We start from the raw sequence: 23,591 nt of genomic DNA, 5'->3' as shown, positions 1-23,591 counted from the left end.
TATCGGCCCCACGCTCCGGCAGGACGGAACCGGAGGCCTCCCGGCGGCGCCAGGGCCGCCTGGCCACCGCCGGGAACCCCGCCGCCGTGTCGGCGACCGTGGACGGGCTCTCCCACCGGGGTGAACCTGTGGCCATCGGCGCGGACACCCGGCCGCGTACGGCCGCCGGCACTGCCCTGTCGATTCGGCGTCGGATCACTCCCGGGGAGGGGGCGGGTTTCGACCGGGCTCGGCGGGCTCGGAGGCGTGGGCGGCGGGCGGTTCGGCGCGCCGGATGGCGATGACGGCGGCGTCGTCGTCGAGGCGGTGGCCGACGTGGGCGAGGAGATCACGGCGGATGTGGTTGACGAGTGACTCGGGGGAGGACTTGGTCCAGTGGGCGGCGCGATCGGCGAGCGGGTAGAACGTGCCGGTGTCGTCGCGCGCCTCGGTGACCCCGTCGGTGTACAGCAGCAGGGTGTCGCCCTTTTCGAACGGAAAGTCGTCGCTCGGGTAGCTGCCGTCGCCGAGGTCGTTCACGCCGAGGGGTGGAGCGGCCGGCACGGAGTCGACGGGCAGCGCGCGGCCGTCGCGCAGCAGGAGGGGCGGCGGGTGTCCGCAGTTGGTCATGCGGGCGACGGGCTCGTCGTCTGGCAGGTCGAGGAGGATCGCGGTGATGAAGTGCTCGACGATGTCGCTGCTCTCCTGGGCGAAGTCGGTGAGGTAGCGCCCCACGTTGTGGTCGAGCGTGGCCGCCAGGTCCGCCAGGGTGTCGTGTTGTGCGGCGATGAGGCGGAAGGCGCTGACCAGCAGGGCCGACTCGCCGACGGCTGCCAGGCCCTTGCCCCGGACGTCTCCGATGACCATGCGGGTTCCGCCCGCGGTGCGAGTGGCGGTGTAGAGGTCGCCGCCGATCTGCGTCTCCTTTTCGGCGGCGAGGTACATCGTGGCGATCTGAAGAGGGCCGATCTGTTCGGGCAGCGGGCGCAGCAGGGCGCGCTGTGCGGCTTCGGCGACCGACTGGGCGCGGGCGAGCTGTCTGGCCCGGTGCTCGCGGATGGCGGTGAACATGACGATCAGGACGCACAGGACGGTCAGCGCGACGATCTGTGCGATGTGGTTGCTGGTGGTGATGCCGCCGTGGAGGAAGGCGATGAGGACCTGGGCGGCGACGGCCAGGGCTCCGACGAGGGCGGTCGGGCGCACGCCGGCGAACGAGGGGGTGAGGGCAGGGGCGATCACCAGGAGCGGGCCGAGGTGGATGCTGGTGGGGGAGTGGAGATCGACCACGGTGATCGCCGCGATGAGGGCGAGCGGAATCAGCAGCAGCGCCCAGCTCCGTTGTCCGCGCTGCTGGTGGCGGGCCGCGCGTGCTCGGTCTTCCATGTCCCCACTGTGCTCCTGGGGACGCGTCCACGCAGAACGGATCTCGCCCTGGAAGAGGCCCCGCGAGGCACGGACCTCTCGCCGGGAAGACGGCGAGCTGCTCAGAGGACCGCGAGCGGATTGACCGGTGAGCCGGTGCCGCGGGGGATGTTCAGGGGCGCGACGACGAGGAGGAACTCCCATCGCGAGGTGCGCGCGCACGCCTCGGCCAGCGGCTCCAGGTCCAGGTTGTCGATCAGCGGGAGGCCCAGGGCGGTGATGGCCAGCACGTGGACCGGCGAGTGGACGCCGTCGACGGGGCTCGGGCGCACGTCGTTGTCGCCGTCGCTGCCCAGGGCCGAGGCCCGTGACTCGCTCAGCGCGCGCATCGCGCCGGGATGCAGTCCCGCGCTGAGGTCGTCCGGATCCCACGCGCCCAGCCGCCGCCGCCGGGCGAGGTGGCCGGTGCGGACCAGGAGGATGTCCTGGGGGCGCAGCGGGCTGCCCTGTTCCTCGGCGCAGACCAGCAGCTCCGAGCCGCCGATCGCCTCTCCCGGCTCCAGCCAGGGTGTGCCGCGCAGGCGTGGCACGTCCAGCAGGACTCCCCTCCCCACCAGCCCGGGCAGCAGGTCGGTCACCGCGCCGTAGGCGGCACCTTGCGAGGAGAACACCTCCTGCGCCCGCACGCCCGCGAAGAGCAGCCCGTCGTACGCGATGTGGCAGAGCGCGTCCAGGTGCGTCTGGGCCTTGCCGTGGTAGTCGGAGCCGATGAAGTCCCGGTGCACCGTCGGCTCGGGGGCCGTGACGTCCGCCAGTTCGGTCATCTGGTGCAGTGCCGGCCTGCGGTTGTCGGGCCCCGGCACGCTGTCCCACGGCCGCCCCATGGCGACGACCTCGCCCGTGCGCACGAGTCCGGCGGCCGCCACCCGTCGCCTCGCTTCGACCGGCCCGGGGAGACGCGCGCGGCGCAGCTGCCGGAAAAGCGCGTCGAACTCGTCGCGGGTCATCGTCGGCCCGTTGGCACTGGTCATGGCACTCCTCAATCCGGCCCCCGCTCTGCCGATGATGCGGTGATGGTCGCGATGGCGCCATCGTGCTCGGGGAGTGCGCGCGGTCCGGCGGCGGATACCGCAAAGCGGACAAAGTCCTAATATTGCATCGAAGGGGGCAGATCCGTGGAAATGTGAGCGCTGTGGCGGCCATGACAGCTTCGGATGAGGCGGGGATCGGCCCCGTGCGGGCCCGTGAGCGGTTCATGCTCGGTGAACCGGTCGAGGGTGGCGTGCGGAGCATCATCCTGAACTCCTGGCAGCGCTGCCAGTCGATGGGCGTCTCCCCGGGCGGGTCCGAGCTCCCGTACCGGCAGGACATCGATCTGGACGGTCGGCTGGTCCACGCGGCCCGGCCCGTGCTGGACCGGCTGGCATCCAGGTTCGCCGGCAGCCGGATGAACGTGGCCCTGACGGACGCGGACGGCGCGGTGCTGCAGCGCCGTTTCGGCGATGCGGCCATGGTCGGGCAGCTGCCCGCGACCCAGAGCAGGCCGGGTTTCGTGTTTGCCGAGCAGTACGGCGGGACCAACGGCATCGGGCTGGCGCTCACGGAGCGGCGGCTCATCCAGGTCTCCGGAGCCGAGCACTTCGCCGAGCGCGGGCAGTCGAACGCCTGTACGGCGACTCCCATTCGCGACCCCCTCAGCGGCCGGATCGAGGGCGTCCTCTGCTTCGCCTATCCGCCCGCCTACGCGGACCCGCAGATGGCGGACCTGATCCGCAAGGCCGCCACCGCCATCGAGCGGCGCCTGCTGGCGCAGAGCTCGGCGCGAGAGCGCACCCTGCTGCGCGCGTACCTCGATTCCAGGCGCCGCGCCCGGACCGACCAGGCGGCCGGGGACGGGCGCCCGGTCGGTCTGGACGAGCTGCCGCGAAGCGGGCTGGACCGGCACGACCAGCTGTTGCTCGAACAGATGGCCACCGAGCTGATCTCCTCGGCCCGCCGCGCCGCAGTCGAGGTGACCCTTTCCCAGGGCCGGCTGGTCACCCTGCTGAGCCGCCCGGTGACGAGCCCGTGCGGGGTGGAGGGCTTCGTCATCGAGGCGATCCTGCCCGGCGACTCGCCGGCCAGGCTCGCCGCCCCCGACCGGCACGGTCGGCCGGTCGGCGTCCCGGAACCCGCCATGACCGCCGCCGTCCCACCGCTCCGGCTCCCTGAGGGTGGCGCATCGGATCGCGGGGCCGAGGCGCCGCGCGCCCCCGGGCTCGGCGAGGCCGCCCAGCTGCTGCTACTGGGCGAGCCGGGCGTGGGGCAGTACGCCGTCGCGGCCCGCTGCCGCCTGGAGCTGCTGTCCGAGGCCAGCGCCCGCATCGGCACCACCCTGGACGTGACCCGGACCGCCCGGGAACTCGCCGAGATGGCCGTCCCGCGGCTGGCCGACTACGTCACCATCGACCTGCCCGAGACCGTCCTGCGCGGCGAGGAGCCCACCGACCCCGCCAGCGAGCTGCACCGCACGGTGGTCCACGGCATCCGCGCCGACTGCCCCTTCTACCCGGTCGGCGAGCGGGTCGACCTCAAACCCGCCACGCCGCACCGCCGCTGCCTGACCAGCGGACAGGCGGTGCTGGAACCCGATCTGCGCAGGGCCGTCGGCTGGATCTCGCAGGACCGCGAGGCGGCCGAGCGCCTCTTCGCGTACGACGTCCACTCCCTCATCACCGTCCCGCTGCTGGCCCGCGGCGTCCTGCTGGGCATCGCCGGCTTCTACCGCGCCCGGAACCCCGCCCCCTACGGGGACGACGACCGCTCGCTGGCCCAGGAGCTCGCCACCCGTGCCGCCGTCTGCATCGACAACGCCCGCCGCTACACCCGCGAACACGCCATGGTCCTGGCCCTGCAGCACAGCCTGCTCCCCCGCAGCCTGCCCGAGCAGAGCGCCATCGAGGTCGCCCACCGCTACCTGCCCGCCGAGTCCGGGGTGCGCGGGGACTGGTTCGACGTCATCCCCCTCTCCGGTGCCCGGGTCGCCCTGGTCGTCGGCGATGTCGTCGGCCACGGACTGCACGCCGCCGCCACCATGGGCCGCCTGCGCACCGCCGTGCACAACTTCGCCGAACTGGACCTCGCCCCCGACGAGCTCCTCACCCACCTGGACAACCTCGTGTGCCGCCTGGACCGGGACGAGGACGGCACGGAGCCCGCCACCGGCCATGACGGCCTCATCGGCGCGTCCTGCCTGTACGCCGTCTACGACCCGACCTCGCAGCGCTGCACGCTGGCCCGCGCCGGTCACCCGCCACCCGCGGTGATCCACCCGGAGGGCACGGTCAGCGTCCCCGACCTCCCCGCCGGGCCCCCGCTCGGCCTGGGCGGCCTGCCGTTCGAAACCGCCGAGCTGCACCTCCCCGAAGGCAGTCAGCTGATCCTCTACTCCAACGGACTCCTCGAAGACCACCGCCGCGACCCCGACGCGGCCCTCGACCGCCTGCGCACCGCCCTGGTCCACCCGAACCGCTCACCCGAGGACATCTGCCGCACAGTCGTGGAGGCCGTGGTACCCGAGCACCCGGCCGACGACGTCACACTGCTCGTCGCCCGCACCCGCGCCCTCGACCCCAGCCGGATGGCCACCTGGGACCTGCCCGCCGACCCGGCCCGCGTCGGCGACATCCGCGCCGCCGCCGCCCGCCGCCTGAGCGACTGGGGGCTGGACGGGGTCGCCTTCGTCACCGAGCTGCTGCTCAGCGAGCTGGTCACCAACGCCATCCGCTACGGCACCGAGCCCATCCAGGTCCGTCTGATCCACGACCGCACCCTGATCTGCGAGGTCTCCGACGGCAGCAGCACCGCCCCCCACCTGCGCCACGCGGCCACCACCGACGAGGGCGGCCGCGGCCTGTTCCTCGTCGCCCAGCTCGCCCAGGCCTGGGGAACCCGCTACACGTCCAGGGGCAAGGTCATCTGGGCCGAATGCGCCCTGGACGCGTCCGACGGCGTCCCCGACCTCCTCGACGGCCGCCTCTTCGAGAACCAGTTCGCCGACATTCCCGAAATCGGATGACCCGCCCTCCGGAGTTCAGCGGGCCGCCGTGGTGTGTCGCCACCACGGCGGCCGGGCCGGGCTGGTAGGAACGGTGGTCCATGCGCGAAACCTCCGATCTCCCGGCGGGCCCACCCCCGCGCCGTGGCCCACTCGTCCGGATCCGCGGCCTCGGCAAACGGTTCGGCGGCACTCCCGCGCTGGCCGGGATCGACCTCGACATCCGTCGCGGCAGCGTCCTGGCCCTGCTCGGTCCCAACGGTGCCGGCAAGTCCACCCTCATCCGGACACTCGCCGGGATCCACCACGCGGACGAGGGCGAGGTGACGGTGGCCGGGCACCCGCTCGGCACCGAGGCCGCCGCCCGTCGTATGGCCTTCATCCACCAGGACCTCGGTCTCGTCGAGTGGATGACGGTCGCCGAGAACATCGCCCTGGTCGCCGGCTACCCGCGCTGCCACGGGCTGGTCTCCTGGCGGCGGACCAGGGAGCGCTGCGCCGACGCCCTCGCCCTGATCGCCGGGCACCTCGACGCCGGCGCGCGGATCGCCGACCTCGCCCCCGCCGAGCGATCGCTGGTCGCCATCGCCCGCGCGCTGGCGACGCGGGCGGAGCTGATCGTCCTGGACGAGCCGACCGCCAGCCTCCCCGCCGCGGACTGCGCCCGGCTGTTCGCCGTACTGCGCGCCCTGCGCGACCGAGGGCACGGCATCGTCTACGTCACCCACCGGCTCGACGAGGTCTACCAGGTCGCCGACGCCTTCGCGGTCCTGCGCGACGGCCGTCTGATCAGCTCCGGCCCGCTCGCCGGCCACAGCCGCCGGCGCCTGGTCCACGACATCGTGGGCCGCGAACCGGTCAGCCACCGGGCCGCCCCGGTCGCTCCTGCCGAGGGCCCGGTGGTGCTGAGCCTCGACGCAGTGCGGACCACGGACACCGGGCCGGTCAGCCTGAAGCTGCGCGCCGGCGAAATCCTCGGCATGGTGGGCCTCACCGGCGCCGGCCACCACGACCTGGGCCGCGCCCTCGCCGGATCCCGTCCGATCCTCGGCGGGCGGGCCCTGCTCGACGGCCGGCCGTACGCCCCGCACACGGTGGCCGATGCCGTCGACTCCGGCGTCGGCCTGGTCACCGGCAACCGGCAGGAGGAGGGCTGCGCGGCCGAACTGACGGTGCGCGAGAACTTCCTGGCGAACCCCCGGGCGGGCAGCCGGTCGGCGCTGCACTGGATCAGTCCCCGGCGCGAGCGGGCCCAGGCCGCCGCCCTGATCGAGCGGTTCTCGGTGCACCCGCGCGACAGCGAGGCACCGATCGCCACGCTGTCCGGTGGGAACCAGCAGAAGATCATGGTCGGCCGGTGGCTCCGGGCGCACCGGCGGCTGCTGGTCCTCGAAGAGCCGACCGCCAGCGTCGACGTCGGCGCCAAGGCCGAGCTCTACCGGCTGCTCGACCAGGCGCTGGCCGACGGCCTCGCGGTGCTGCTCATCTCCACCGACTTCGAGGAGGTCGCCACCGTGTGCCACCGCGCCCTGGTGTTCGTCCGCGGGACCGTGGCCGCCGAGCTGACCGGCGCGGCCCTCACCGTCACCGAACTCACCTCCGCCGCCTCGGCCATGCCTCCCGTCACCGGCGGTGGCGGCGACCGGCGTGCGACAGGCCGATGACCGAGCCCCGCTCCCGCCGACCCCCGCGGCACCGCCGGCGCGGACACCTGATCGGCGGCTACGGCCTGCCGGCCCTCGCCGTTCTGCTGTTCCTGATCTTCTCCGTCGCGCGGCCGAACACCTTCCCCACCCTCGACAACGTCTCCTCGATCCTGTCCAACCAGTCGATCCCCGCCATCCTCGCGCTCGGTGCGACGATCCCCATCGCCGCCGGCGACTTCGACCTGTCCATCGGCTACGCCCTCGGTCTCGCGCACGTCGCGGTGCTGCGGCTCGTCGTCGACGGCGACTGGCCCTGGCCGCTCGCCTGCCTGGCCGTGATCCTGGGCGGAGCGGCCTTCGGGGCCCTCAACGGTGTCATCGTCGAGTTCGGCCGGATCGACTCCTTCATCGCCACGCTCGGCACCGGCAGCGTCCTGTACGCCTTCACCGGCTGGATCACCGGCGGCGCCCGGGTCCTCCCCGGTCCGGGCGGTCTGCCGGTCGCCTTCACCGACCTCTACGACTCCACGTTCCTCGGACTGCCGGTGTCCGCCTCCTACGTGCTCGCTCTCGCGGCCGGCCTGTGGCTGCTACAGGAGCGGCTGCCGCTCGGCCGGTACCTGTACGTCATCGGCTCCAACCCGCGCGCCGCCGAACTCGTCGGAATCCCCACCCGCCGCTACAGCGTCTACGCCTTCGCCGGATCGGGTCTGGTCGTCGGTTTCGCGGGTGTCCTGCTCGCCGCGCAGCAGCAGATCGGCAACCCGAGCGTCGGCCTGGAGTACCTGTTGCCCGCGTTCGTCGGCGCACTGCTCGGCTCCACCGCGATCAGACCCGGTCGCGCCAACGCCCTCGGCACCGTGGTCGCCGTCGCCGTCCTCGCCATCGGTCTGGCCGGCATCGGGCAACTCGGCGCCGACTTCTGGGCCGTTCCGCTGTTCAACGGGGCGACGCTGCTCCTCGCCGTCGGCCTGGCCGGCTACTCCGCACGCCGCCGGCTGCGGGCCGGTGCCGCCGGGACCCGTGGTCCGGTCACGCCGCCGTCGACGGACGTGACAGCCTCTCGGGACACGCCGTGAAGCGTGGTGCCGCGACTGTGCTGGCAGCGGTCGTGCTGGCAGCGGCGGGTACCGCCCCGGCCGGCTGCCAGCGCGGCCTGTCGACCGGGACCGGCGCCCCCGTGGCAGGGCCGTCGAGGGCCGGTTGCCCGGCGGCCACCCTCGCCAGGGCGAAGGCGGGCGTCCAGCAGGCCGAGCAGGTCGACGCCACCTGGAACGGCCCCATCAGCGGCCCCGGGGCGGTTCCCGGTAGGAGCATCGTCTACGTTGCCCAGACCATGACCAACCCCGGCGTCGTGGGGGTGGCCAAGGGCGTCATCGAAGCCGCGACGGTCATCGGCTGGAGCGTCCGGGTGATCGACGGGCAGGGCACGCCCGCCGGCATCCAGGCGGCGCTCGGCCAGGCGGTCAACCTCGAACCCTCGGGCATCGTCATCGGCGGCTTCGACCCGGGTCTGACCGCACAGCAGGTCGCGCAGGCCGGCACGGCACACATCCCGCTCATCGGCTGGCACGCGGTCGCGGCCCCGGGGCCGAGCACGAACCCGCCGCTCTTCAGCAACATCACCACCAGCGTCGGGGACGTCGCGCGGCTCAGCGCGGACTGGGTCATCGCGGAGTCCAACGGCAACGCCGGAGTCGTCGTCTTCACCGACGACTCCGTCCCGTTCGCCAGGAACAAGTCCGAACTGATCAAGGACGAACTCGCCACCTGCCCCGGCGTGAGGCTGCTGGCCTCCGAGAACATCCCCATCCCGGACGCGACCAGCCGCACCCCCCAGGTGGTCTCCGCCCTCCTCGCCCGCTTCCAGGGCCGGTGGACGCACTCCGTCGCCATCAACGACCTGTACTTCGCCGACGCCGCGCCCGCCCTGCGCGCGGCCGGCAGGCCGGGCAACGCCGCCCCGTACAACATCGGCGCGGGCGACGGCGACCCCTCGGCCTTCCAGCGCATCGACAGCAGGCAGTTCCAGGCCGCCACCGTTCCCGAGCCCCTCACCGAGCAGGGCTGGCAGATCGTCGACGAGTTCAACCGCGCCTTCTCCCACCAGCCCGCCAGCGGCTACGTCGCCCCGGTCCACATCTCCACGGCCGCCAACAGCGGCGGCGCGACCTACTGGGACCCGGCGGGCTACCGCCAGGCGTACCGGACGATCTGGGGCAGGTAGCGAGGGATCGGATCACGTCAGCGCGGTCGTCGGCGACGGGCTGCCGCGGGGCGGAGGCCCAGCGCCGCCCCGATCCGTCGGCGCTGCCGTCGAGCGCCGCCCTTCGACTCGTCCCGGGCGCGATCGGTGGGCGGGCCCGGCTCCTCCCCGTCCGGGAGCCGCTGTGCGACGAGCACGGCGATGTCGTCGTCGAGGGCGGCACCGCTGTACGCGACCAGGTCCCGGTGCAGGTGGTCCAGGAGCTCGCGCGGCGGAAGGGCGGTCCAGTTGCGGACACGCTGGATGAGCGGGTAGAAGGCTCCGGTGCGGTCGCGGGTCTCGGTCACGCCGTCGGTGTACAGCAGCAGTTGGTCGCCCGGGCGGAAGGGCTCCACGTCGACGTGGTAGTCGCCGCCGAGCAGCACACCGAGGTTGAGAGGCGGTGACGGATCGCACGGGGTGAGTTCGCTGATCCGGCCCTGGTCGATGAGCAGCGGCGGGGGGTGACCGCAGTTGACGATGCGGACCACGGGCTCGTCAGCGGGAATCTCGGCGAGCACCGCGGTGATGAAGCGTTCCTCGCCGCCGGGGAGCTGGGCGGCTCGGCGGCTCATGCTCCGCTCCAACCTGCGCGCCATCGCGGGCAGATCGGGCTCGTCGTGGGCGGCCTCACGGAAGGCGGCCAGCATCGCCGCGGCCGTCTCCACCGCGAGCAGGCCCTTGCCCCGGACGTCGCCGATCAGCAGGCGCACACCGTGCGCGGTGCTCATCGCCTCGAAGAGGTCGCCGCCGATCCGGGCCTCCGCGGCTGCCGACAGGTACAGGGTCTCGATGCCGATGCGGCCCAGGAGGTGGGGGACCGGACGCAGCAGCACGCGCTGCGCCGTCTCGGCCACCGAGCGTACGGTGGCGAGGGTGCGTTCCCGGCGCGTTCGGTGGGCGGCCAGGAGGGCGCCCAGCATCCCGACCAGTGCCGTGGAGAAGTAGGTGGCCACGTAGTGGCGCTCCCACAGATAACCCACGTCGCGGCCCGCACAGCACGGAGTGCCTGCCAGGACGCCTTCCAACACCATGGCGAAGACCGTGACGGCGGCGACGAAGGCGGGACCGTGGGCGAAGGCGGCGACGACCGGCAGGGCGATGAGCACAAAGCTCACCGGCCACTGCACGGGGGTGATCGGCTCCAGCGCCAGGACGGTCGCGGCGTAGATGGCCGGCAGCCAGCGTATCCAGGCCGGCTGGGCAGGCACCCGCGGCTCCGTCCCGCCCGGCTCCGTCCGACGCTGCCGGTCGGCCCCGCCGCGGCGCGGGAGCCTCACCGCGTGCTCCGGTGGCGGTGCGCCCGCGGTGCGACCCCGAACTCCCGGTGGCGGGTGTCGTCCGGTTCGTGGTCCGCCTGTGCACACATACACCAATCATCACGGCACACCAGCTACTGCCGCCTGCCGACGAGCATCCACGGCACCGACCGCTCCGGCACCCCGACCGCGCCCGGCACCGGCACGCCGTACGCGTACGCGGTGTAACTCGCGCCCGTGCCGAGGACGGTGAGCGGCAGTACGGCGAGGACGGCCGGCCGCCGCAGTACGGCGAGCCGGGCGCGCGGCGGCACCCGGGCGTCGCCCGGCAGCTGTGCCATGACGGTGCGCAGCACCAGGGCCACCGGACGAGGTGGAGGACGGCCCGGTGGCGGCCGGTCGTGGGGTGGGGCAACGGGAATCAGGATCCCGGAAGGCCCCGGCGCCTCCGGTTGCAGGGGCGGCCACCGCCGGTGGCGGCGGGCCCGTTCAGCCCGTGCAGCCCGGGCAGAGCCCCCGGTAGGTGACCTCTGCCCCCGAGACGGCGAAGCCGAAGCGCTGCTCGGCCGGGAGGTCGGCGAGCGGGTCGCCGAGCGGGTGGACGTCGCGGATGGCGCCGCAGCCGGTGCAGACCAGGTGGTGGTGCGGGCGGTGCGCGTTGGGGTCGTAGCGCTTGGCGCGCCCGTCCGTGGACACCTCGATGACCTCGCCGAGGGTGACCAGTTCACCGAGGGTGTTGTAGACCGTCGCGCGGGAGATCTCCGGCAGGCGGTCGGCCGCGAGGGCGTGGACCTCGTCGGCGGTCAGGTGCACGTGCTCGCCGTCCAGGACCTCGGCCACGACGCGCCGCTGGGAGGTGAGGCGCCAGCCGCGCTCGCGCAGCCGCTCCAGCAGGTCACTCATACGGTTCACCTATTCAGGTCATGGGGGAGACCGGAGTTTACCAATCGACATCCGCCGCGGTCCGTTTCCCGATCGGATACGGGTTTGGTGTCTTTCTTGACTTGGATTCCGTCCATCGTAGGATCGGCTCCGGCGCTAGCCTGGGCAATAGCAGAAGGTGCCGTAGGTAGCAGAAAGACACCGTGATCCGCCTTGTAGGGAAGGATTCCCATGTCTGAGAACCACGATGCAACCGGCGTAGAGGCGAGCGCGGGAGGCTGCCCGGTCAACCACGGGCGCGCGCTCCACCCCACCCAGGGCGGCGGGAACCGCCAGTGGTGGCCGGAGCGGCTGAACCTGAAGATCCTCGCGAAGAACCCCGCGGTGGCCAACCCCCTCGGCGCGGACTTCGACTACGCCGCGGCGTTCAACGCCCTCGACCTCCCGGCCGTCAAGCGGGACATCCAGGAGGTGCTCTCCACCTCGCAGCCCTGGTGGCCGGCCGACTTCGGCTACTACGGCCCCTTCATCATCCGCATGGCCTGGCACAGCGCCGGCACCTACCGGATCAGCGACGGCCGCGGCGGCGCGGGCGGCGGCCAGCAGCGCTTCGCCCCGCTCAACAGCTGGCCGGACAACGCCAGCCTGGACAAGGCCCGCCGACTGCTCTGGCCGGTGAAGAAGAAGTACGGGCGCAGCCTCTCCTGGGCCGACCTGATCGTCCTGGCCGGCAACGTCGCCCTGGAGGGCATGGGCTTCGAGACCTTCGGCTTCGGCGGCGGCCGGGTCGACGAGTGGGAGCCGGACGAGGACGTCTACTGGGGGCCGGAGACCACCTGGCTGGGCGACGAGCGCTACACCGGCGACCGCGAACTGGAGAGCCCGCTCGCCGCGGTCCAGATGGGTCTGATCTACGTCAACCCCGAGGGCCCCAACGGCAACCCGGACCCGATCGCCGCCGCCCGCGACATCCGCGAGACCTTCCACCGGATGGCGATGAACGACGAGGAGACCGTCGCGCTGATCGCGGGCGGCCACACCTTCGGCAAGACCCACGGCGCCGGCCCGGCGGACCACGTCGGCCCGGACCCGGAGGACGCGCCGATGGAGCAGATGGGCCTCGGCTGGAAGAGCAGCTTCGGCACCGGCGTCGGCGGCGACGCGATCACCAGCGGCCTGGAGGGCACCTGGACCGCCACCCCGATCACCTGGGACAACAGCTTCTTCGAGACGCTGTTCGGCTACGAGTGGGAGCTCACCAAGAGCCCGGCCGGCGCCCACCAGTGGAAGCCGAAGGACGGTGCCGGCGAGGGCACCGTGCCGGACGCCCACGACCCGAGCAAGCGGCACGTCCCGATCATGCTGACCACCGACCTGTCGCTGCGCTTCGACCCGGTGTACGGGCCGATCTCCCGGCGCTTCCTGGAGAACCCTGCGGAGTTCGCCGACGCCTTCGCCCGCGCCTGGTACAAGCTCACCCACCGCGACATGGGCCCGGTGGTGCGCTACCTCGGCCCCGAGGTGCCGAGCGAGCAACTGCTCTGGCAGGACCCGCTGCCGGCCGTCTCGTACCAGCAGATCGGCGCGGCGGACGTCGCGGACCTCAAGCGGCGGATCGCCGCCACCGGCCTCTCGGTCTCCGAGCTGGTCTCCACCGCCTGGGCCGCGGCCTCCTCCTACCGCAACAGTGACAAGCGGGGCGGCGCCAACGGCGGCCGCATCCGGCTGCAGCCGCAGGCCGGCTGGGAGGTCAACGAGCCGGACCGGCTGGCCGGAGTCCTGCGGGCCCTGGAGGGCGTGCAGCGGGACTTCAACGCGCAGGCGGGCGACAAGCAGGTCTCGCTGGCCGACCTGGTGGTGCTGGCCGGCGGCGTCGGCATCGAGCAGGCCGCCAAGGCGGCCGGCCTGGCCGTCGAGGTGCCGTTCGCGCCCGGCCGGGTGGACGCGCCGCAGGAGCTGACCGACACCGAGTCCTTCGCCGCGCTGGAGCCCAAGGCGGACGGCTTCCGCAACTGGGTCGGCAAGGGCAACCGGCTGCCGGCCGAGTTCCTGCTGCTGGACAAGGCCAACCTGCTGGGCCTGAGCGCGCCCGAACTGACCGTGCTGGTCGGCGGGCTGCGCGTGCTGGGTGCCAACCACCAGCAGTCCTCGCACGGTGTGCTGACCGAGACCCCGGGCGTGCTGACGAACGACTTCTTCGTCAACCTGCTGGACCTGGGCACCAGTTGGAAGTCCACCTCGGAGGACGCCCACACCTTCGAGGGCCGGGACGCCTCGGGCCGGGTCAAGTGGACCGGCACCCGGGCCGACCTGGTCTTCGGTTCCAACTCCGAACTGCGTGCCGTCGCCGAGGTGTACGCGGCCGACGACGCCAAGGAGAAGTTCGTGGAGGACTTCGTCGCGGCCTGGGTCAAGGTCATGAACGCGGACCGCTTCGACCTGGTGTGACGCTTCACGGGTGACCGGGAGCCCGGGGGTGCGAACCCCCGGGCTCCCGTGCGCCGTCACGCCGTTCCGGGCGTTCCCGCGCTGACCAGCCCGGTCTCGTACGCCGCGACCACCACCTGGGCCCGGTCCCGCAGGCCCAACTTGCCCAGGATGCGGGCCACGTGGGTCTTCACGGTCGCCTCGGACAGCTGCAGCCGGGCGGCCAGTTCGGCGTTGCTCAGGCCCCGGGCGAGCAGCGACATCACCTCCAGCTCGCGTGGCGTGAGGGTGGCCAGCTCCCGGTGCGGGGCGGCCGCGTGAGGGGCGGCCGGGCGGGCGAAGCGCTCGACCAGGCGGCGGGTGATCGCGGGGGCGAGCAGCGCGTCGCCGGTGCGGACCAGCCGGACGGCAGCGGCCAGATGCTCCGGGGTGACGTCCTTGAGCAGGAAGCCGCTGGCCCCGGCGGCCATCGCCGCGTAGACGTAGTGGTCCAGGTCGAAGGTGGTCAGCATGATGATCCGGGGCGCGCTCTCCGAATCACCGGCGAGGATCCGCCGGGTGGCCTCCAGTCCGTCCAGGCCGGGCATCCGGATGTCCATCAGCACCACGTCCGGTCTGCTCCGGCGGGCGGCGGCGACGGCCTGCTCGCCGTCCTGGGCCTCGGCGACCACCTCGATTCCCTCGGACTCCAGGATCAGCCGGAACCCGATCCGGACCAGCGCCTGGTCGTCGGCGACCACCACGCGCAGGGGCTGCTCGTTCATCGGCTCTCCAGCGGTATCGAGGCCGTGACGCGGTAGCCGCCGCGCGGCCGGGGGCCGGTGTGCAGGGTCCCGCCGTAGACGGCCAGGCGTTCGCGCAGCCCGAGCAGACCGCGTCCGTTGCCGGTGGCGGCCGCTCCGGTTTGGCGTCCGCCGGTGTCGGTGACCTCCACCCGCAGGTGGTCGGGGGCGTAGTCGACGGTCACCTCGGCGTCGGCGCCGCTCGCGTGCTTGACGGTGTTGGTGAGCGCCTCCTGGACGACCCGGTAGGCGGCGAGTTCGACCCCGGGCGGGACGGCCCGGTGTTCACCGCGCACGGTCAGCTGCACCCCCAGCCCGGCCCGGCGGACGCCCTCGACCAGGGCGTCCACCCTCCCGAGACCGGGCTGCGGACTCAGGTCGGCGCTCGCCGCCGGGTCGTCGTCCCCGGTCTCCGAGTCGATGGTCAACAGGCCCATGACGTGCCGCAGTTCGGTCATCGCCGCCCGCCCGCCGGACTCCACCGCGGCCATGGCCTCCCGGGCCCTGTCCGGGGCGGTGTCCAGGATCTTGCGGGCGGCTCCGGCCTGGATCGTCATCATGCTCACGTTGTGGGTCACCACGTCGTGCAACTCCCGGGCGATGCGCGCCCGTTCGTGCTCCACCGCGCGCTGCAGCGCGGCCAGCCGCTCGCGTTCCAGGGCGGACAGCCGCTCCCGGCCCTCCTCCACCCGGCGGCGCCACATCCGCAGTTCGTAGGCGACCGTGAACACCGGCACCAGGACGATCAGGGCGACCACCGCGTTCGGGAAGTGCGGCAGCTTGGCCATGTCGAAGAGCACCACGAGCGTGCCGGCGGCGGCCGACAGGCTCAGCAGCAGGGCCTTCGAGCGGCGCCCGTACGCGGCCGCGCCGTAGGCGGCGACGATCACCACCACGCCCTCCCAGAACGCGATGTCCTCGTGCTGCCCCCGCACCAGCAGCGCGGCCGGCAGCACCGCCCACAGCACCGCCAGCGGGTGGCGCCGGCGCAGTACCAGCGGCAGCGGTACGAGCGGCACAAGCAGCAACAGCCCTTGCCGGGGGGTGCCGTGGGTGCCATGGGCGCCGTGCGCGAGGACGGCGTAGCGGCCGCAGGTGTAGCAGAGGAACAGGGCCAGGGCCAGGTCGAAGGCCCGGCCGCGCCGGGTCGGCCGGGGCGGGGGAGCCGGGCTGCCCGCTCCGCCGCTCAGCAGCCGTCGCACTGCGGGGTGGTTGATCACCGGGACATTGTGGCGGTCCGCGCCTGCCCGGGACAGCCCCGCGATCGGCGGCAGCCGGTACACCGGGTGACTACCTCGCAAGGATGACCTGCAGAACATGCCGGCCACCCGGACGGGGGCGATGCCGGTGCTCTACCGGACGGCCTGAGGCTCAGGACCGCTCGTCGGGCTGGTGCTCCTCGGCCGTCCTCTCCTCGGCCTTCTTCTCGGCGGCCCGGACCTGCTCGGCGAAGGTGTGCTCGTCGATCCGTTCGACCGTCGCCCCGTGCTCGGCGGCAAGCCCGTCCGCCGGGCCGGGGGAGGACTCCCGGACGTCCAGGGCGAGCAGCGCCCCGCCGTCCGGCACCCGGGGCGAGAGCACGATCAGCGCGGCGCCGGCCTCGGTGGCGTACCGCTCCTCGGCGGCGCTGCCCAGCGCGGCGCCCGCCGCGAAGCCCAGCAGCGCGCCGACCGGTCCGCCGAGCAGGCCCACCAGCCCGCCCAGCACGCCGGAGCCGACGGTGGCCACGCCGGCGCCCCGGGTGAAGGTGTCCCGCACCTCCAGCACGCCGTCGGAGCTGCGCTCCAGGGCCGCGACCGCGTGCAGGCCCGGCAGGTGCTGCGCCGCGTCGAAGGCGGAGCGCCAGGCGGTGGTGTCGGGGAAGGTCAGCAGGACGAGGTTGCGCTGCTCGCTCATCGCACTCCGATCGGGCTGGGGGGTTGGAGGTCGGGGGTTGGCCGTCCTGGGGCCGGGGAGTCCATCGTGACCCCTGGGTGCGAGCTGCTGCCACAGGAGCGACCGGTTCAAACCACCGCCGCGGTTCACCTCGGGGACACCACCCGTATTCCGGCCAGGTGTGGGATCGCCCGAACGATCGGACGGCGGCCTGGAGGAGGCCGGCACGGGGTGCGGCCTGGGAGAACGGGGGCGGGCAGGCGGGCGGGCACTATTTCGATCCTGGCCGAAACAAGGACCGGTGGTGCGTATGCCTATGGTGTGCCGCCGGGCGGCGCTGCCAGGATCCGGAATCGGCACACCCGTGCCAGATCCGAACGCTTGGAGGAGGCAGCATGCAGCCCACGGCTGAGCAGGTTCGCGCACTCAAGGACGAGGACTTCCGGCTCACCCTCGGCCAGGGCCACCAGGTCCACCCGGCCGGGGAGCTCGCGGACGAGCTCTACGTCACCGCCGCAGTGCTGAACAGCACCTGTGACGGCTGGTCCAGCTGCGGTCGCGTCTGCAGCTACTGAGCCCGGGTCCGGCGCCGGCCCCGGACCGGTCGCACGGCCGGTCCGGGGCCCGTGCCGGACGGGCATTCGGCGTTACCGGCGTTACCGGCGCAACCAGTGCAACCGTGCATTCCAGAGAGGCAGCACCGCCCCGTGGTCGACGCGTCCGAATTCCTACGGGCTGCCGCCCGAGCCGTCCCGCTGAACGCCCGAGGCCGGACGCCGGAAGGGCTCCACCCGGCGGGCACCGGCACCGGCACCGGTGACGAGGACCGCGCCGACCGCACCGAACGCGCCGAGCGCGCCGCCCGGAAGCTGGAGCGCTGGCGGGCCCAGGCGCCGTTCGACCGGGCCGACTGGTTCGCCCGCCGCCTAGCGTCCGACGGACTCGACCCGGACGCCGTGCACGCCCTCCTCGCCGAGCACCCCGACGCACTCGCCGCCCGCCTGGGCACCCACCCGTGGGCCGAGCGGCTCACCGCCGCGTTCGAGCGCGCCGGCACCCTGGACATTCCCGAGGAGCACGAGTTCGCCCGGCTCGTCACCCCGCTGCTCGCCGCCGCCCGCGACCGCCTGTGCGCCGGACTCGCCGCACTGGACGCCCCGTCCCTCGGCGCCCCCGAGGAGCTGGCCGCGCTCGCCCTGCCCGCACTCACCGCCACCGCCCACGGGATGGCCACCCGGACCGTCATCACCGAACTCCATGTCGCCCGGCTGAGCGGCGAGTTGACCGCCGACACCCCCGAGCGGCGCTACCGCGACTTCCTCGACCGGCTCACCCGACCCGAGCAGGCGCTCCGCCTCCTCGCCGAGTACCCGGTCCTGGCCCTGCGCCTCACCACCCTCGCCGAACAGTGGACGAGCACCACCCTCACCCTGTTCAGCCGCCTCACCGCCGACCTCCCGGCCCTCGCCCGCACCTTCGCCGACGGCCGGCCGCTCGGCCGGCTCACCGAACTCGCCACCGGCCTCGGCGACCCGCACCGCGGCGGCGCCACGGTCAGCTCGCTGCGCTTCGAGCAGGGCGTCCGACTCGTCTACAAGCCCCGGCCGCTCGGCGCCGAGACCCACTTCCAGCAGATCCTGCACTGGCTCAACCCCCAGCTGCGGCTGCCCCTGCGCGACCTCGCCCACCTGGCCGGCGAGGGCTACGGCTGGGTCGCCCACGTCACCGCCGAACCAGCGGCTAGCAAAAGCGAGTTGAGCGACTTCTACCACCGGGCCGGCACCCTCGTCGCGCTGATGTACGTCCTCGACGCGGTCGACTGCCACGCCCAGAACCTGCTCGCCGTCCGGGACCAGCCCGTCCTCATCGACCTGGAGGCCCTCCTCCACCCCGACCTCCACGAGCCCGCCAAGGACCTGTCCGAATCCGAACGGCTCGCCCGCCACCAGGCCCGGCACTCGGTGCTGCGCTCCGGCCTGCTCCCCGAACGCATGTGGGACGAGGGCAACGGCGGCGCCGACATCTCCGCCCTCGGCTGGGACCCGGCCAATCTCCCGCCCCGGCCCGTGCCCGTCCTGGTCGACCAGGGGACGGACGAACTCCGGCTGGAGTACCGGCGGATGCCCGTCGAGGCCCCCGGCAGCCGGCCGGTGCCCGCCGGACAGCCGCTGCGACCGGCCGACCACCTGGCGGAACTGGAGGCCGGCTTCACGGAGGCCTACCGGCTGCTCGCCGCCGACAAGCCGCGACTCCGTGCGCTCATCGGCGCGTTCGCGGCCGACGAAACCCGCCTGCTGCGCCGCGACACCTTCGAGTACCGCACCCTGCTCAACACCGCCTGCCACCCCGACCTGCTCCGCGACGCCCTCGACCAGGACCGCCACCTCGACCGGCTCTGGGCGCTCGCCGCCTGGGAGGAGCAGACGCTCGCCTTCGTCGAACACGAGCGCGCCGACCTCTGGCGCGGCGACGTGCCGGTCTTCACCATCCGCCCCGACGGCGTCGACGCCCGCTCCTCCACCGGCGCACCGATCCCGGGCGTCACCGACCGGCCCGCGCTCGAACTCGCGCTCGCCAAGGCGGACGGCCTCGGCGAGGACGACCTCGCCCGCCAGCTCCAGCTGCTGCGGCTCTCGGTGACCACGGCGGACGGGGCCCGCGAACCGGGCCGGGCCGTCGCCACCGCCCGCTCCGACGCGCCCATCGAACCGGGGGAGGACCTCGCCGCCCGCGCCCTCGCCAAGGCCGTCGAAGCCGGTGAGCAGCTGCTCCGCGAGGCCTACCGCGGCAGCGCCGACCTCGCCTGGGCCGGCCCCAACTGGGCGCCGCCCGGCCGCTGGGCCCCCGCCGAACTCGGCCCGGACCTGTACAGCGGCACCGCGGGCATCACCCTCTTCCTCCACCAGCTCGCCCTGGCCACCGGTGACCGTTCGCACCGCGAGGCCGCCTCCGCGGCCGAAGTGACGCTCCGTCACCAGATTCGGCGGCGCGCCGACCGCCTCGGCGGCGGCCTGTCCGGAACCGGCGGCGTACTGTACGCGCTCGCCCAGCTCGCCGCCCACCACCCGGATCCCGAACTCGACTCGCTCGGTGCCCTCGTGCTCGACCGCGTCACGGCCACCGCCGGCGAGGACACCCAGTACGACCTGCTCGCCGGAAGCGCCGGCACCATCGGCGGCCTGCTCGCCTGGGCGGCCGTCCGCCCCGGCCCCGCCGTCACCGACGCGCTGGCCTCCTGCGCCGAACGGCTCCGCCGGGCCGCGGCCCCGCACCCCGACGGCGGCGCCGGCTGGCTGCCCGCGTCCCTTGCCGAGACCGCGACCCGCCCCCTGGCGGGCTTCGCCCACGGCGGCTCCGGCATCGCCTGGGCCCTGGCCCACGCCGGACACCGCCTCGGCGACCCCCGGCTCGCTCGGCTCGCCGTCGCCGCGGTCGAATACGAACGAACCCTGTTCGACGCCACCGAGGGCAACTGGCGCGACGTCCGCGAGGAGCACGGTGCGCCCGCGTACCCCGCGCTGTGGTGCCACGGCGCCTCGGGCATCGCCCTGGCCCGCACCGCGCTCGCCGAACTCCTGCCAGAGCAACGCGAGCCGCTCCTCGCCGAACGCGACACCGCTCTCGACGCCGTCCTCCGAGAGGGCTTCGGCCACAACTCCTCACTCTGCCACGGCGATCTCGGCAACCTGGAGGCGCTCCACCTCGCCGGCGACCGCCGGCGGTCCGCCGCCCGGCGCCGGGCCCGCGCCGCCCTGGACGACCTGGACACCCGGGGCTGGGCCTGCGGCCTGCCGCACGGGGTCCACAGCCCCTCCCTGATGGTCGGCCTGGCCGGCATCGGGTACGGCCTCCTCCGCCTGGCGGCCCCCGACGCCACCCCCGCCGTCCTGGTCCTCGAACCGCCCAGGCAGCACTGATCCCCGGCCCCGCCGCCACCTCCTCCGTACCCGCCCCGAGCCACCGAAACCGCCGACCGGGCCCACGGGGCCGCGGACGGCTACGAAGGCGACACCAGCAGGTCGCCGATCGCCGCGGCCAGCGCGCCGTTGTCGGCGCACAGCCGCGGCGGCGGCACCCGCAGGGTGGCACTCACCCTCATCGGTCATGACAGACACGTTCGGGGACCATTGTGCCGGACGGAGTGTGAGGAATAAGCAGGCGCTCATACTTCGCTCCTGCAAGTCATACGCAATAGTGTTGTCCCGGCACGATCGTCATCGCTCAACCCGCCGAAAGGGGCCGTGTCCTGATGGGCACCTACCAGCTTCCCGACCTGCCGTACGACTACTCCGCGCTTGAGCGGGCCATGTCCGCCGAGATCCTGGAACTGCACCACTCCAAGCACCACGCCGCGTACGTGAAGGGCGCGAACGACACCCTGGAGCAGCTCGCCGAGGCGCGCGACAAGGAGCAGTTCGGCGGCCTGGTCGGGCTGCAGAAGACCTTCGCGTTCCACCTGTCCGGCCACGTGCTGCACTCGCTGTTCTGGCAGAACCTCTCCCCGGAGGGCGGCGACCGCCCCGAGGGCGAGCTGGCCGACGCCATCACCGAGCACTTCGGCAGCTTCGAGGCCTTCAAGAAGCAGCTCTCAACCGCCACCACCGGCGTCCAGGGCTCCGGTTGGGGCATCCTCTCCTGGGAGCCGCTCGGGCAGCGCCTGATCGTCGAGCAGGTCTACGACCACCACGGGAACGTGGGCCAGAACACCACCCCGCTGCTGGCCTTCGACGCGTGGGAGCACGCGTACTACCTGCAGTACCGCAACGTCCGGCCGGACTACGTCACCCGTCTGTGGGACGTCGTCAACTGGCAGGACGTCTCGACCCGGTTCGCCGCCGTCAAGGGCGCCTGAGCGCCGATCGAGCAGGAGGCCCCGGACCGGTCGGGCGGTCCGGGGCCGTCCCCCGCGGTTCCCACCGCTGCTGCCCGTCACGGCCGTTGACACGCGTTGGCCCCGGGCACGGCAGTCACACCGAACCGAAGACTCGCCGCCACCCGCCGTTCGCCCGAGACCGCCCGGCGGTCGCTACGCTCGGACCACCGCCGGTCACCGGCGGTCGGCGGCCGACCGGCCGACCGGCCCGCGGACCGGTCCGCCCGCTCCTGAGCGAAAGGTCGTTCGATGGCTCCGCGCCTCTCCGTCGTGGTCCCGATCTACAACGTCGAGCGCTACCTCGGCGAGTGCCTGGACTCGATCGCGGCACAGACCTTCGAGGACTTCGAGTGCGTCATGGTCGACGACGGGTCGACCGACGACGGCCCCGTGCTCGCCCAGGCGTACGCCGCCCGGGACGGCCGCTTCCGGCTCGTCCGGCAGGAGAACAAGGGCCTCGGCGCCGCCCGCAACACCGGCTGGCGCCACCTCGCTCCCGGCACCGAGTACCTGGCCTTCGTCGACAGCGACGACACCCTGCCGCCGCACGCCTACCAGCTGATGATCAGCACGCTCGACGAGACCGGCTCCGACTTCGTCGCCGGCAACGCGATGCGTCTGCGCACCACCGGCCTCAGCCCCTCGCACGCCCACCGCCGACCGTTCCGCGAGACCCGGCTGCGCACCCACGTCAGCGAACTGCCCGCGCTGGTCACCGACCGCACCGCCTGGAACAAGGTCTACCGGCGCTCCTTCTTCGACGCCGCGGGCCTCCGGTACCCCGAGGGCATCCTGTACGAGGACGCCCCGGTCAGCGTCCCCCACCACTTCCTCGCCGAGCGGGTCGACGTGCTCGCCGAGCCGATCTACCACTGGCGGGTCCGGGAGGACGGCGCCCTCTCCATCACCCAGAAGAAGACCGACCCGCGCGGCCTGATCGACCGGGTCCGTTCGATGGAGCTCGTCCGCGAGTGGCTCCTCGCCCGCCCCGAGCCCCGGTTCGCCCCGTACCTGAGCGCCTACGACCGCAACTGCCTGGTCGAGGAGATCCCGATGTTCTTCTGGTCGATCCCGGACGGCGACCGCAACTACTGGGAGGTCTACCAGCGGCACGTCAGCCGGCTCCTGAACGCCATCGGCCCCGAGCGGGTCGCCGACCTCAACGCCCAGCTCCGGCTCAAGTACCGCCTCACCCTGGCCGACGCGATGAACCGCTTCATCGCCGTCCAGCGCCTCCACCGCGCCGTCCGCCGCACCCGCCAGGCCGCCGCCCGCCGCGCCGCCGCCGTGCGCCGCTGAGCCGGGGGCGCTACCGCCGACCCAGCGGGGTGAAGCGGACCGGCGTGCCGGGCGCCGCCTGGGCGACGGCCGGGAGGGCGGTGGCGGGGACGACGCCGATGACGGGGTAGCCGCCCGTGGTGGGGTGGTCGGCGAGGAAGACCACCGGACGGCCGTCGGGCGGGACCTGCACCGCGCCCAGGACCATGCCCTCGCTGGGGAGTTCGCCCCCGCGGGCGCGCTCCAGCGGCGGGCCGTCCAGACGCAGGCCGATCCGGTTGCTGGTGGGGGAGACGCGGTAGCCGGAGCCGGTCAGGACGGCGAGCGAACGGGCGGTGAACCAGTCGTCCCGCGGCCCGAACACCACGGGCAGGAGCAGCGGGTCGGGCGGCGCGGGGGTCGGCACCACGTCCGCCCCGGCGGCCGGGCCGGTCGGCTCGCCGAGGGGCAGGGCGTCCCCGGGGGTCAGCGGAGCCGGGCCCAGCCCCGAGAGCAGGTCCGTCGAGCGGCTGCCCAGGACGGGCGCGGCGGCGATCCCGCCCGCGAAGGCGACATAGCTGCGCACGCCCCGGGTCGCCGGGCCCACCTCCAACAGCGCCCCGGCGGGCAGCCGCACCGGGGCGGCCCAGGCGGCGGGCCGCCCGTCGACCCGTACGGCGCACGGCGCGCCGGCCACGGCAGCCGTCACCGCGCAGTCCACCCGCACCGCGCAGCCGAGCACAGTGGTCTCCAGGGTGGCCGCCGTCGCCGGGTTGCCGACCAGGCGGTTGGCGAGGCGGTGAGCGGGCTGGTCGAGAGCGCCCGAGCGCGGCACGCCCAGGTGCGCGTGCCCGGGCCGGCCGAGGTCCTGGACGGTCGTCAGCAGGCCTGCGTTCATCACGGTGACGGTCATGCGCTCTCGATCACGCTTCCTTCGGGCAGGTCGTCCTCGACCGGGCTTCCCC

18 protein-coding genes are annotated in these 23,591 nt (G+C 73.6%); 9 read left to right on the top strand and 9 right to left on the bottom strand.

Translation table 11 applies throughout. The annotated features are described in order from the left end of the window. Window positions 1-195: 195 nt before the first annotated feature. Both ACFV1W_RS11410 and ACFV1W_RS11405 read right to left on the bottom strand, forming a co-directional pair. Window positions 196-1,365 (bottom strand): PP2C family protein-serine/threonine phosphatase, encoded by a 1,170-nt coding sequence (locus tag ACFV1W_RS11410; RefSeq protein WP_380415315.1) that lies wholly within the window; start codon window positions 1,363-1,365, stop codon window positions 196-198. A gap of 101 nt (window positions 1,366-1,466) precedes the next feature. Beyond that, entirely contained in the window at window positions 1,467-2,375 is a 909-nt protein-coding gene (locus ACFV1W_RS11405) for a cyclase family protein (protein WP_380415313.1), read from the bottom strand. A gap of 170 nt (window positions 2,376-2,545) precedes the next feature. Here ACFV1W_RS11405 and ACFV1W_RS11400 point away from each other — a divergent pair, with 170 nt between their 5' ends. From ACFV1W_RS11400 to ACFV1W_RS11385, 4 genes are all read left to right on the top strand, one after another. After that, window positions 2,546-5,401 carry a SpoIIE family protein phosphatase gene (locus tag ACFV1W_RS11400; RefSeq protein ID WP_380415311.1) on the top strand — a complete coding sequence of 952 codons (2,856 nt, stop codon included), beginning with the start codon at window positions 2,546-2,548 and terminating at the stop codon, window positions 5,399-5,401. Between the two features lie 80 nt (window positions 5,402-5,481). Further along, a complete protein-coding gene (locus ACFV1W_RS11395; RefSeq protein WP_380415309.1) occupies window positions 5,482-7,044 on the top strand; it encodes a sugar ABC transporter ATP-binding protein in 1,563 nt (520 codons plus the stop codon). After that, window positions 7,041-8,105, top strand: coding sequence for an ABC transporter permease (locus ACFV1W_RS11390; protein WP_380415307.1), 1,065 nt, complete (start codon window positions 7,041-7,043; stop codon window positions 8,103-8,105). The genes ACFV1W_RS11395 and ACFV1W_RS11390 overlap by 4 nt, the downstream gene beginning before the upstream one ends. Before the next feature lie 17 nt (window positions 8,106-8,122). Beyond that, on the top strand, window positions 8,123-9,253 hold the full coding sequence (locus tag ACFV1W_RS11385) for a substrate-binding domain-containing protein (protein WP_380415305.1): 1,131 nt from the start codon (window positions 8,123-8,125) through the stop codon (window positions 9,251-9,253). A gap of 17 nt (window positions 9,254-9,270) precedes the next feature. Here ACFV1W_RS11385 and ACFV1W_RS11380 read toward each other — a convergent pair whose 3' ends face one another. The 3 genes from ACFV1W_RS11380 to ACFV1W_RS11370 all read right to left on the bottom strand — a co-directional run bounded on the left by ACFV1W_RS11380 (window position 9,271) and on the right by ACFV1W_RS11370 (window position 11,433). After that, on the bottom strand, window positions 9,271-10,482 hold the full coding sequence (locus ACFV1W_RS11380) for a PP2C family protein-serine/threonine phosphatase (protein WP_380415303.1): 1,212 nt from the start codon (window positions 10,480-10,482) through the stop codon (window positions 9,271-9,273). Between the two features lie 182 nt (window positions 10,483-10,664). Then, entirely contained in the window at window positions 10,665-10,886 is a 222-nt protein-coding gene (locus tag ACFV1W_RS11375; protein ID WP_380415301.1) for a hypothetical protein, read from the bottom strand. A 133-nt stretch (window positions 10,887-11,019) separates the two neighbouring features. After that, window positions 11,020-11,433, bottom strand: a complete 414-nt coding sequence (locus ACFV1W_RS11370; protein ID WP_380415299.1) for a Fur family transcriptional regulator — start codon at window positions 11,431-11,433, stop codon at window positions 11,020-11,022. 210 nt (window positions 11,434-11,643) lie between these two features. On the opposite strand from ACFV1W_RS11370, the gene katG reads away from it, so the two are divergent. Further along, window positions 11,644-13,860, top strand: coding sequence for a catalase/peroxidase HPI (katG, locus tag ACFV1W_RS11365; protein WP_380415297.1), 2,217 nt, complete (start codon window positions 11,644-11,646; stop codon window positions 13,858-13,860). A 56-nt stretch (window positions 13,861-13,916) separates the two neighbouring features. Here the strand turns inward: katG and ACFV1W_RS11360 are convergent, their stop codons facing one another. The 3 genes from ACFV1W_RS11360 to ACFV1W_RS11350 all read right to left on the bottom strand — a co-directional run bounded on the left by ACFV1W_RS11360 (window position 13,917) and on the right by ACFV1W_RS11350 (window position 16,517). Beyond that, window positions 13,917-14,603: a response regulator gene (locus tag ACFV1W_RS11360; protein WP_380415295.1), complete on the bottom strand. Its 687-nt coding sequence runs from the start codon at window positions 14,601-14,603 to the stop codon at window positions 13,917-13,919. After that, on the bottom strand, window positions 14,600-15,841 hold the full coding sequence (locus ACFV1W_RS11355) for a sensor histidine kinase (RefSeq protein WP_380415293.1): 1,242 nt from the start codon (window positions 15,839-15,841) through the stop codon (window positions 14,600-14,602). The genes ACFV1W_RS11360 and ACFV1W_RS11355 overlap by 4 nt, the downstream gene beginning before the upstream one ends. A 151-nt stretch (window positions 15,842-15,992) precedes the next feature. Next, window positions 15,993-16,517, bottom strand: a complete 525-nt coding sequence (locus tag ACFV1W_RS11350) for a hypothetical protein (RefSeq protein WP_380415291.1) — start codon at window positions 16,515-16,517, stop codon at window positions 15,993-15,995. A gap of 374 nt (window positions 16,518-16,891) precedes the next feature. On the opposite strand from ACFV1W_RS11350, the gene ACFV1W_RS11345 reads away from it, so the two are divergent. The 4 genes from ACFV1W_RS11345 to ACFV1W_RS11330 all read left to right on the top strand — a co-directional run bounded on the left by ACFV1W_RS11345 (window position 16,892) and on the right by ACFV1W_RS11330 (window position 22,668). Beyond that, window positions 16,892-17,071 carry a hypothetical protein gene (locus ACFV1W_RS11345; RefSeq protein WP_030279901.1) on the top strand — a complete coding sequence of 60 codons (180 nt, stop codon included), beginning with the start codon at window positions 16,892-16,894 and terminating at the stop codon, window positions 17,069-17,071. Between the two features lie 132 nt (window positions 17,072-17,203). Further along, the gene (locus tag ACFV1W_RS11340) at window positions 17,204-20,413 is read left to right on the top strand and encodes a type 2 lanthipeptide synthetase LanM family protein (protein WP_380415289.1); all 3,210 of its coding nucleotides are present in this window, start codon (window positions 17,204-17,206) and stop codon (window positions 20,411-20,413) included. A 332-nt stretch (window positions 20,414-20,745) separates the two neighbouring features. Then, window positions 20,746-21,348: a superoxide dismutase gene (locus ACFV1W_RS11335; RefSeq protein WP_380415288.1), complete on the top strand. Its 603-nt coding sequence runs from the start codon at window positions 20,746-20,748 to the stop codon at window positions 21,346-21,348. Between the two features lie 270 nt (window positions 21,349-21,618). Further along, window positions 21,619-22,668, top strand: coding sequence for a glycosyltransferase family 2 protein (locus ACFV1W_RS11330; protein WP_380415286.1), 1,050 nt, complete (start codon window positions 21,619-21,621; stop codon window positions 22,666-22,668). A 10-nt stretch (window positions 22,669-22,678) separates the two neighbouring features. Here ACFV1W_RS11330 and ACFV1W_RS11325 read toward each other — a convergent pair whose 3' ends face one another. Next, window positions 22,679-23,539 carry a biotin-dependent carboxyltransferase family protein gene (locus ACFV1W_RS11325; protein ID WP_380415285.1) on the bottom strand — a complete coding sequence of 287 codons (861 nt, stop codon included), beginning with the start codon at window positions 23,537-23,539 and terminating at the stop codon, window positions 22,679-22,681. Between the last annotated feature and the right edge of the window lie 52 nt (window positions 23,540-23,591).

The organism is Kitasatospora sp. NPDC059648 (assembly GCF_042734825.1).
Lineage (GTDB): Bacteria > Actinomycetota > Actinomycetes > Streptomycetales > Streptomycetaceae > Kitasatospora.
Note: the sequence above shows the minus strand (reverse complement) of the source record. Positions and strands in the feature narration are given on the sequence as shown.

Bases quoted from the DNA above. Each gene is read 5' to 3' on its own strand.
- ACFV1W_RS11370 (WP_380415299.1), bottom strand. From the start codon at position 11,433: ATGAGTGACCTGCTGGAGCGGCTGCGCGAGCGCGGCTGGCGCCTCACC.
- ACFV1W_RS11410 (WP_380415315.1), bottom strand. From the start codon at position 1,365: ATGGAAGACCGAGCACGCGCGGCCCGCCACCAGCAGCGCGGACAACGG.
- ACFV1W_RS11390 (WP_380415307.1), top strand. From the start codon at position 7,041: ATGACCGAGCCCCGCTCCCGCCGACCCCCGCGGCACCGCCGGCGCGGA.
- ACFV1W_RS11395 (WP_380415309.1), top strand. From the start codon at position 5,482: ATGCGCGAAACCTCCGATCTCCCGGCGGGCCCACCCCCGCGCCGTGGC.
- ACFV1W_RS11345 (WP_030279901.1), top strand. From the start codon at position 16,892: ATGCAGCCCACGGCTGAGCAGGTTCGCGCACTCAAGGACGAGGACTTC.
- ACFV1W_RS11350 (WP_380415291.1), bottom strand. From the start codon at position 16,517: ATGAGCGAGCAGCGCAACCTCGTCCTGCTGACCTTCCCCGACACCACC.
- ACFV1W_RS11405 (WP_380415313.1), bottom strand. From the start codon at position 2,375: ATGACCAGTGCCAACGGGCCGACGATGACCCGCGACGAGTTCGACGCG.
- ACFV1W_RS11400 (WP_380415311.1), top strand. From the start codon at position 2,546: ATGACAGCTTCGGATGAGGCGGGGATCGGCCCCGTGCGGGCCCGTGAG.
- ACFV1W_RS11335 (WP_380415288.1), top strand. From the start codon at position 20,746: ATGGGCACCTACCAGCTTCCCGACCTGCCGTACGACTACTCCGCGCTT.
- katG (WP_380415297.1), top strand. From the start codon at position 11,644: ATGTCTGAGAACCACGATGCAACCGGCGTAGAGGCGAGCGCGGGAGGC.
- ACFV1W_RS11325 (WP_380415285.1), bottom strand. From the start codon at position 23,539: ATGACCGTCACCGTGATGAACGCAGGCCTGCTGACGACCGTCCAGGAC.
- ACFV1W_RS11330 (WP_380415286.1), top strand. From the start codon at position 21,619: ATGGCTCCGCGCCTCTCCGTCGTGGTCCCGATCTACAACGTCGAGCGC.
- ACFV1W_RS11360 (WP_380415295.1), bottom strand. From the start codon at position 14,603: ATGAACGAGCAGCCCCTGCGCGTGGTGGTCGCCGACGACCAGGCGCTG.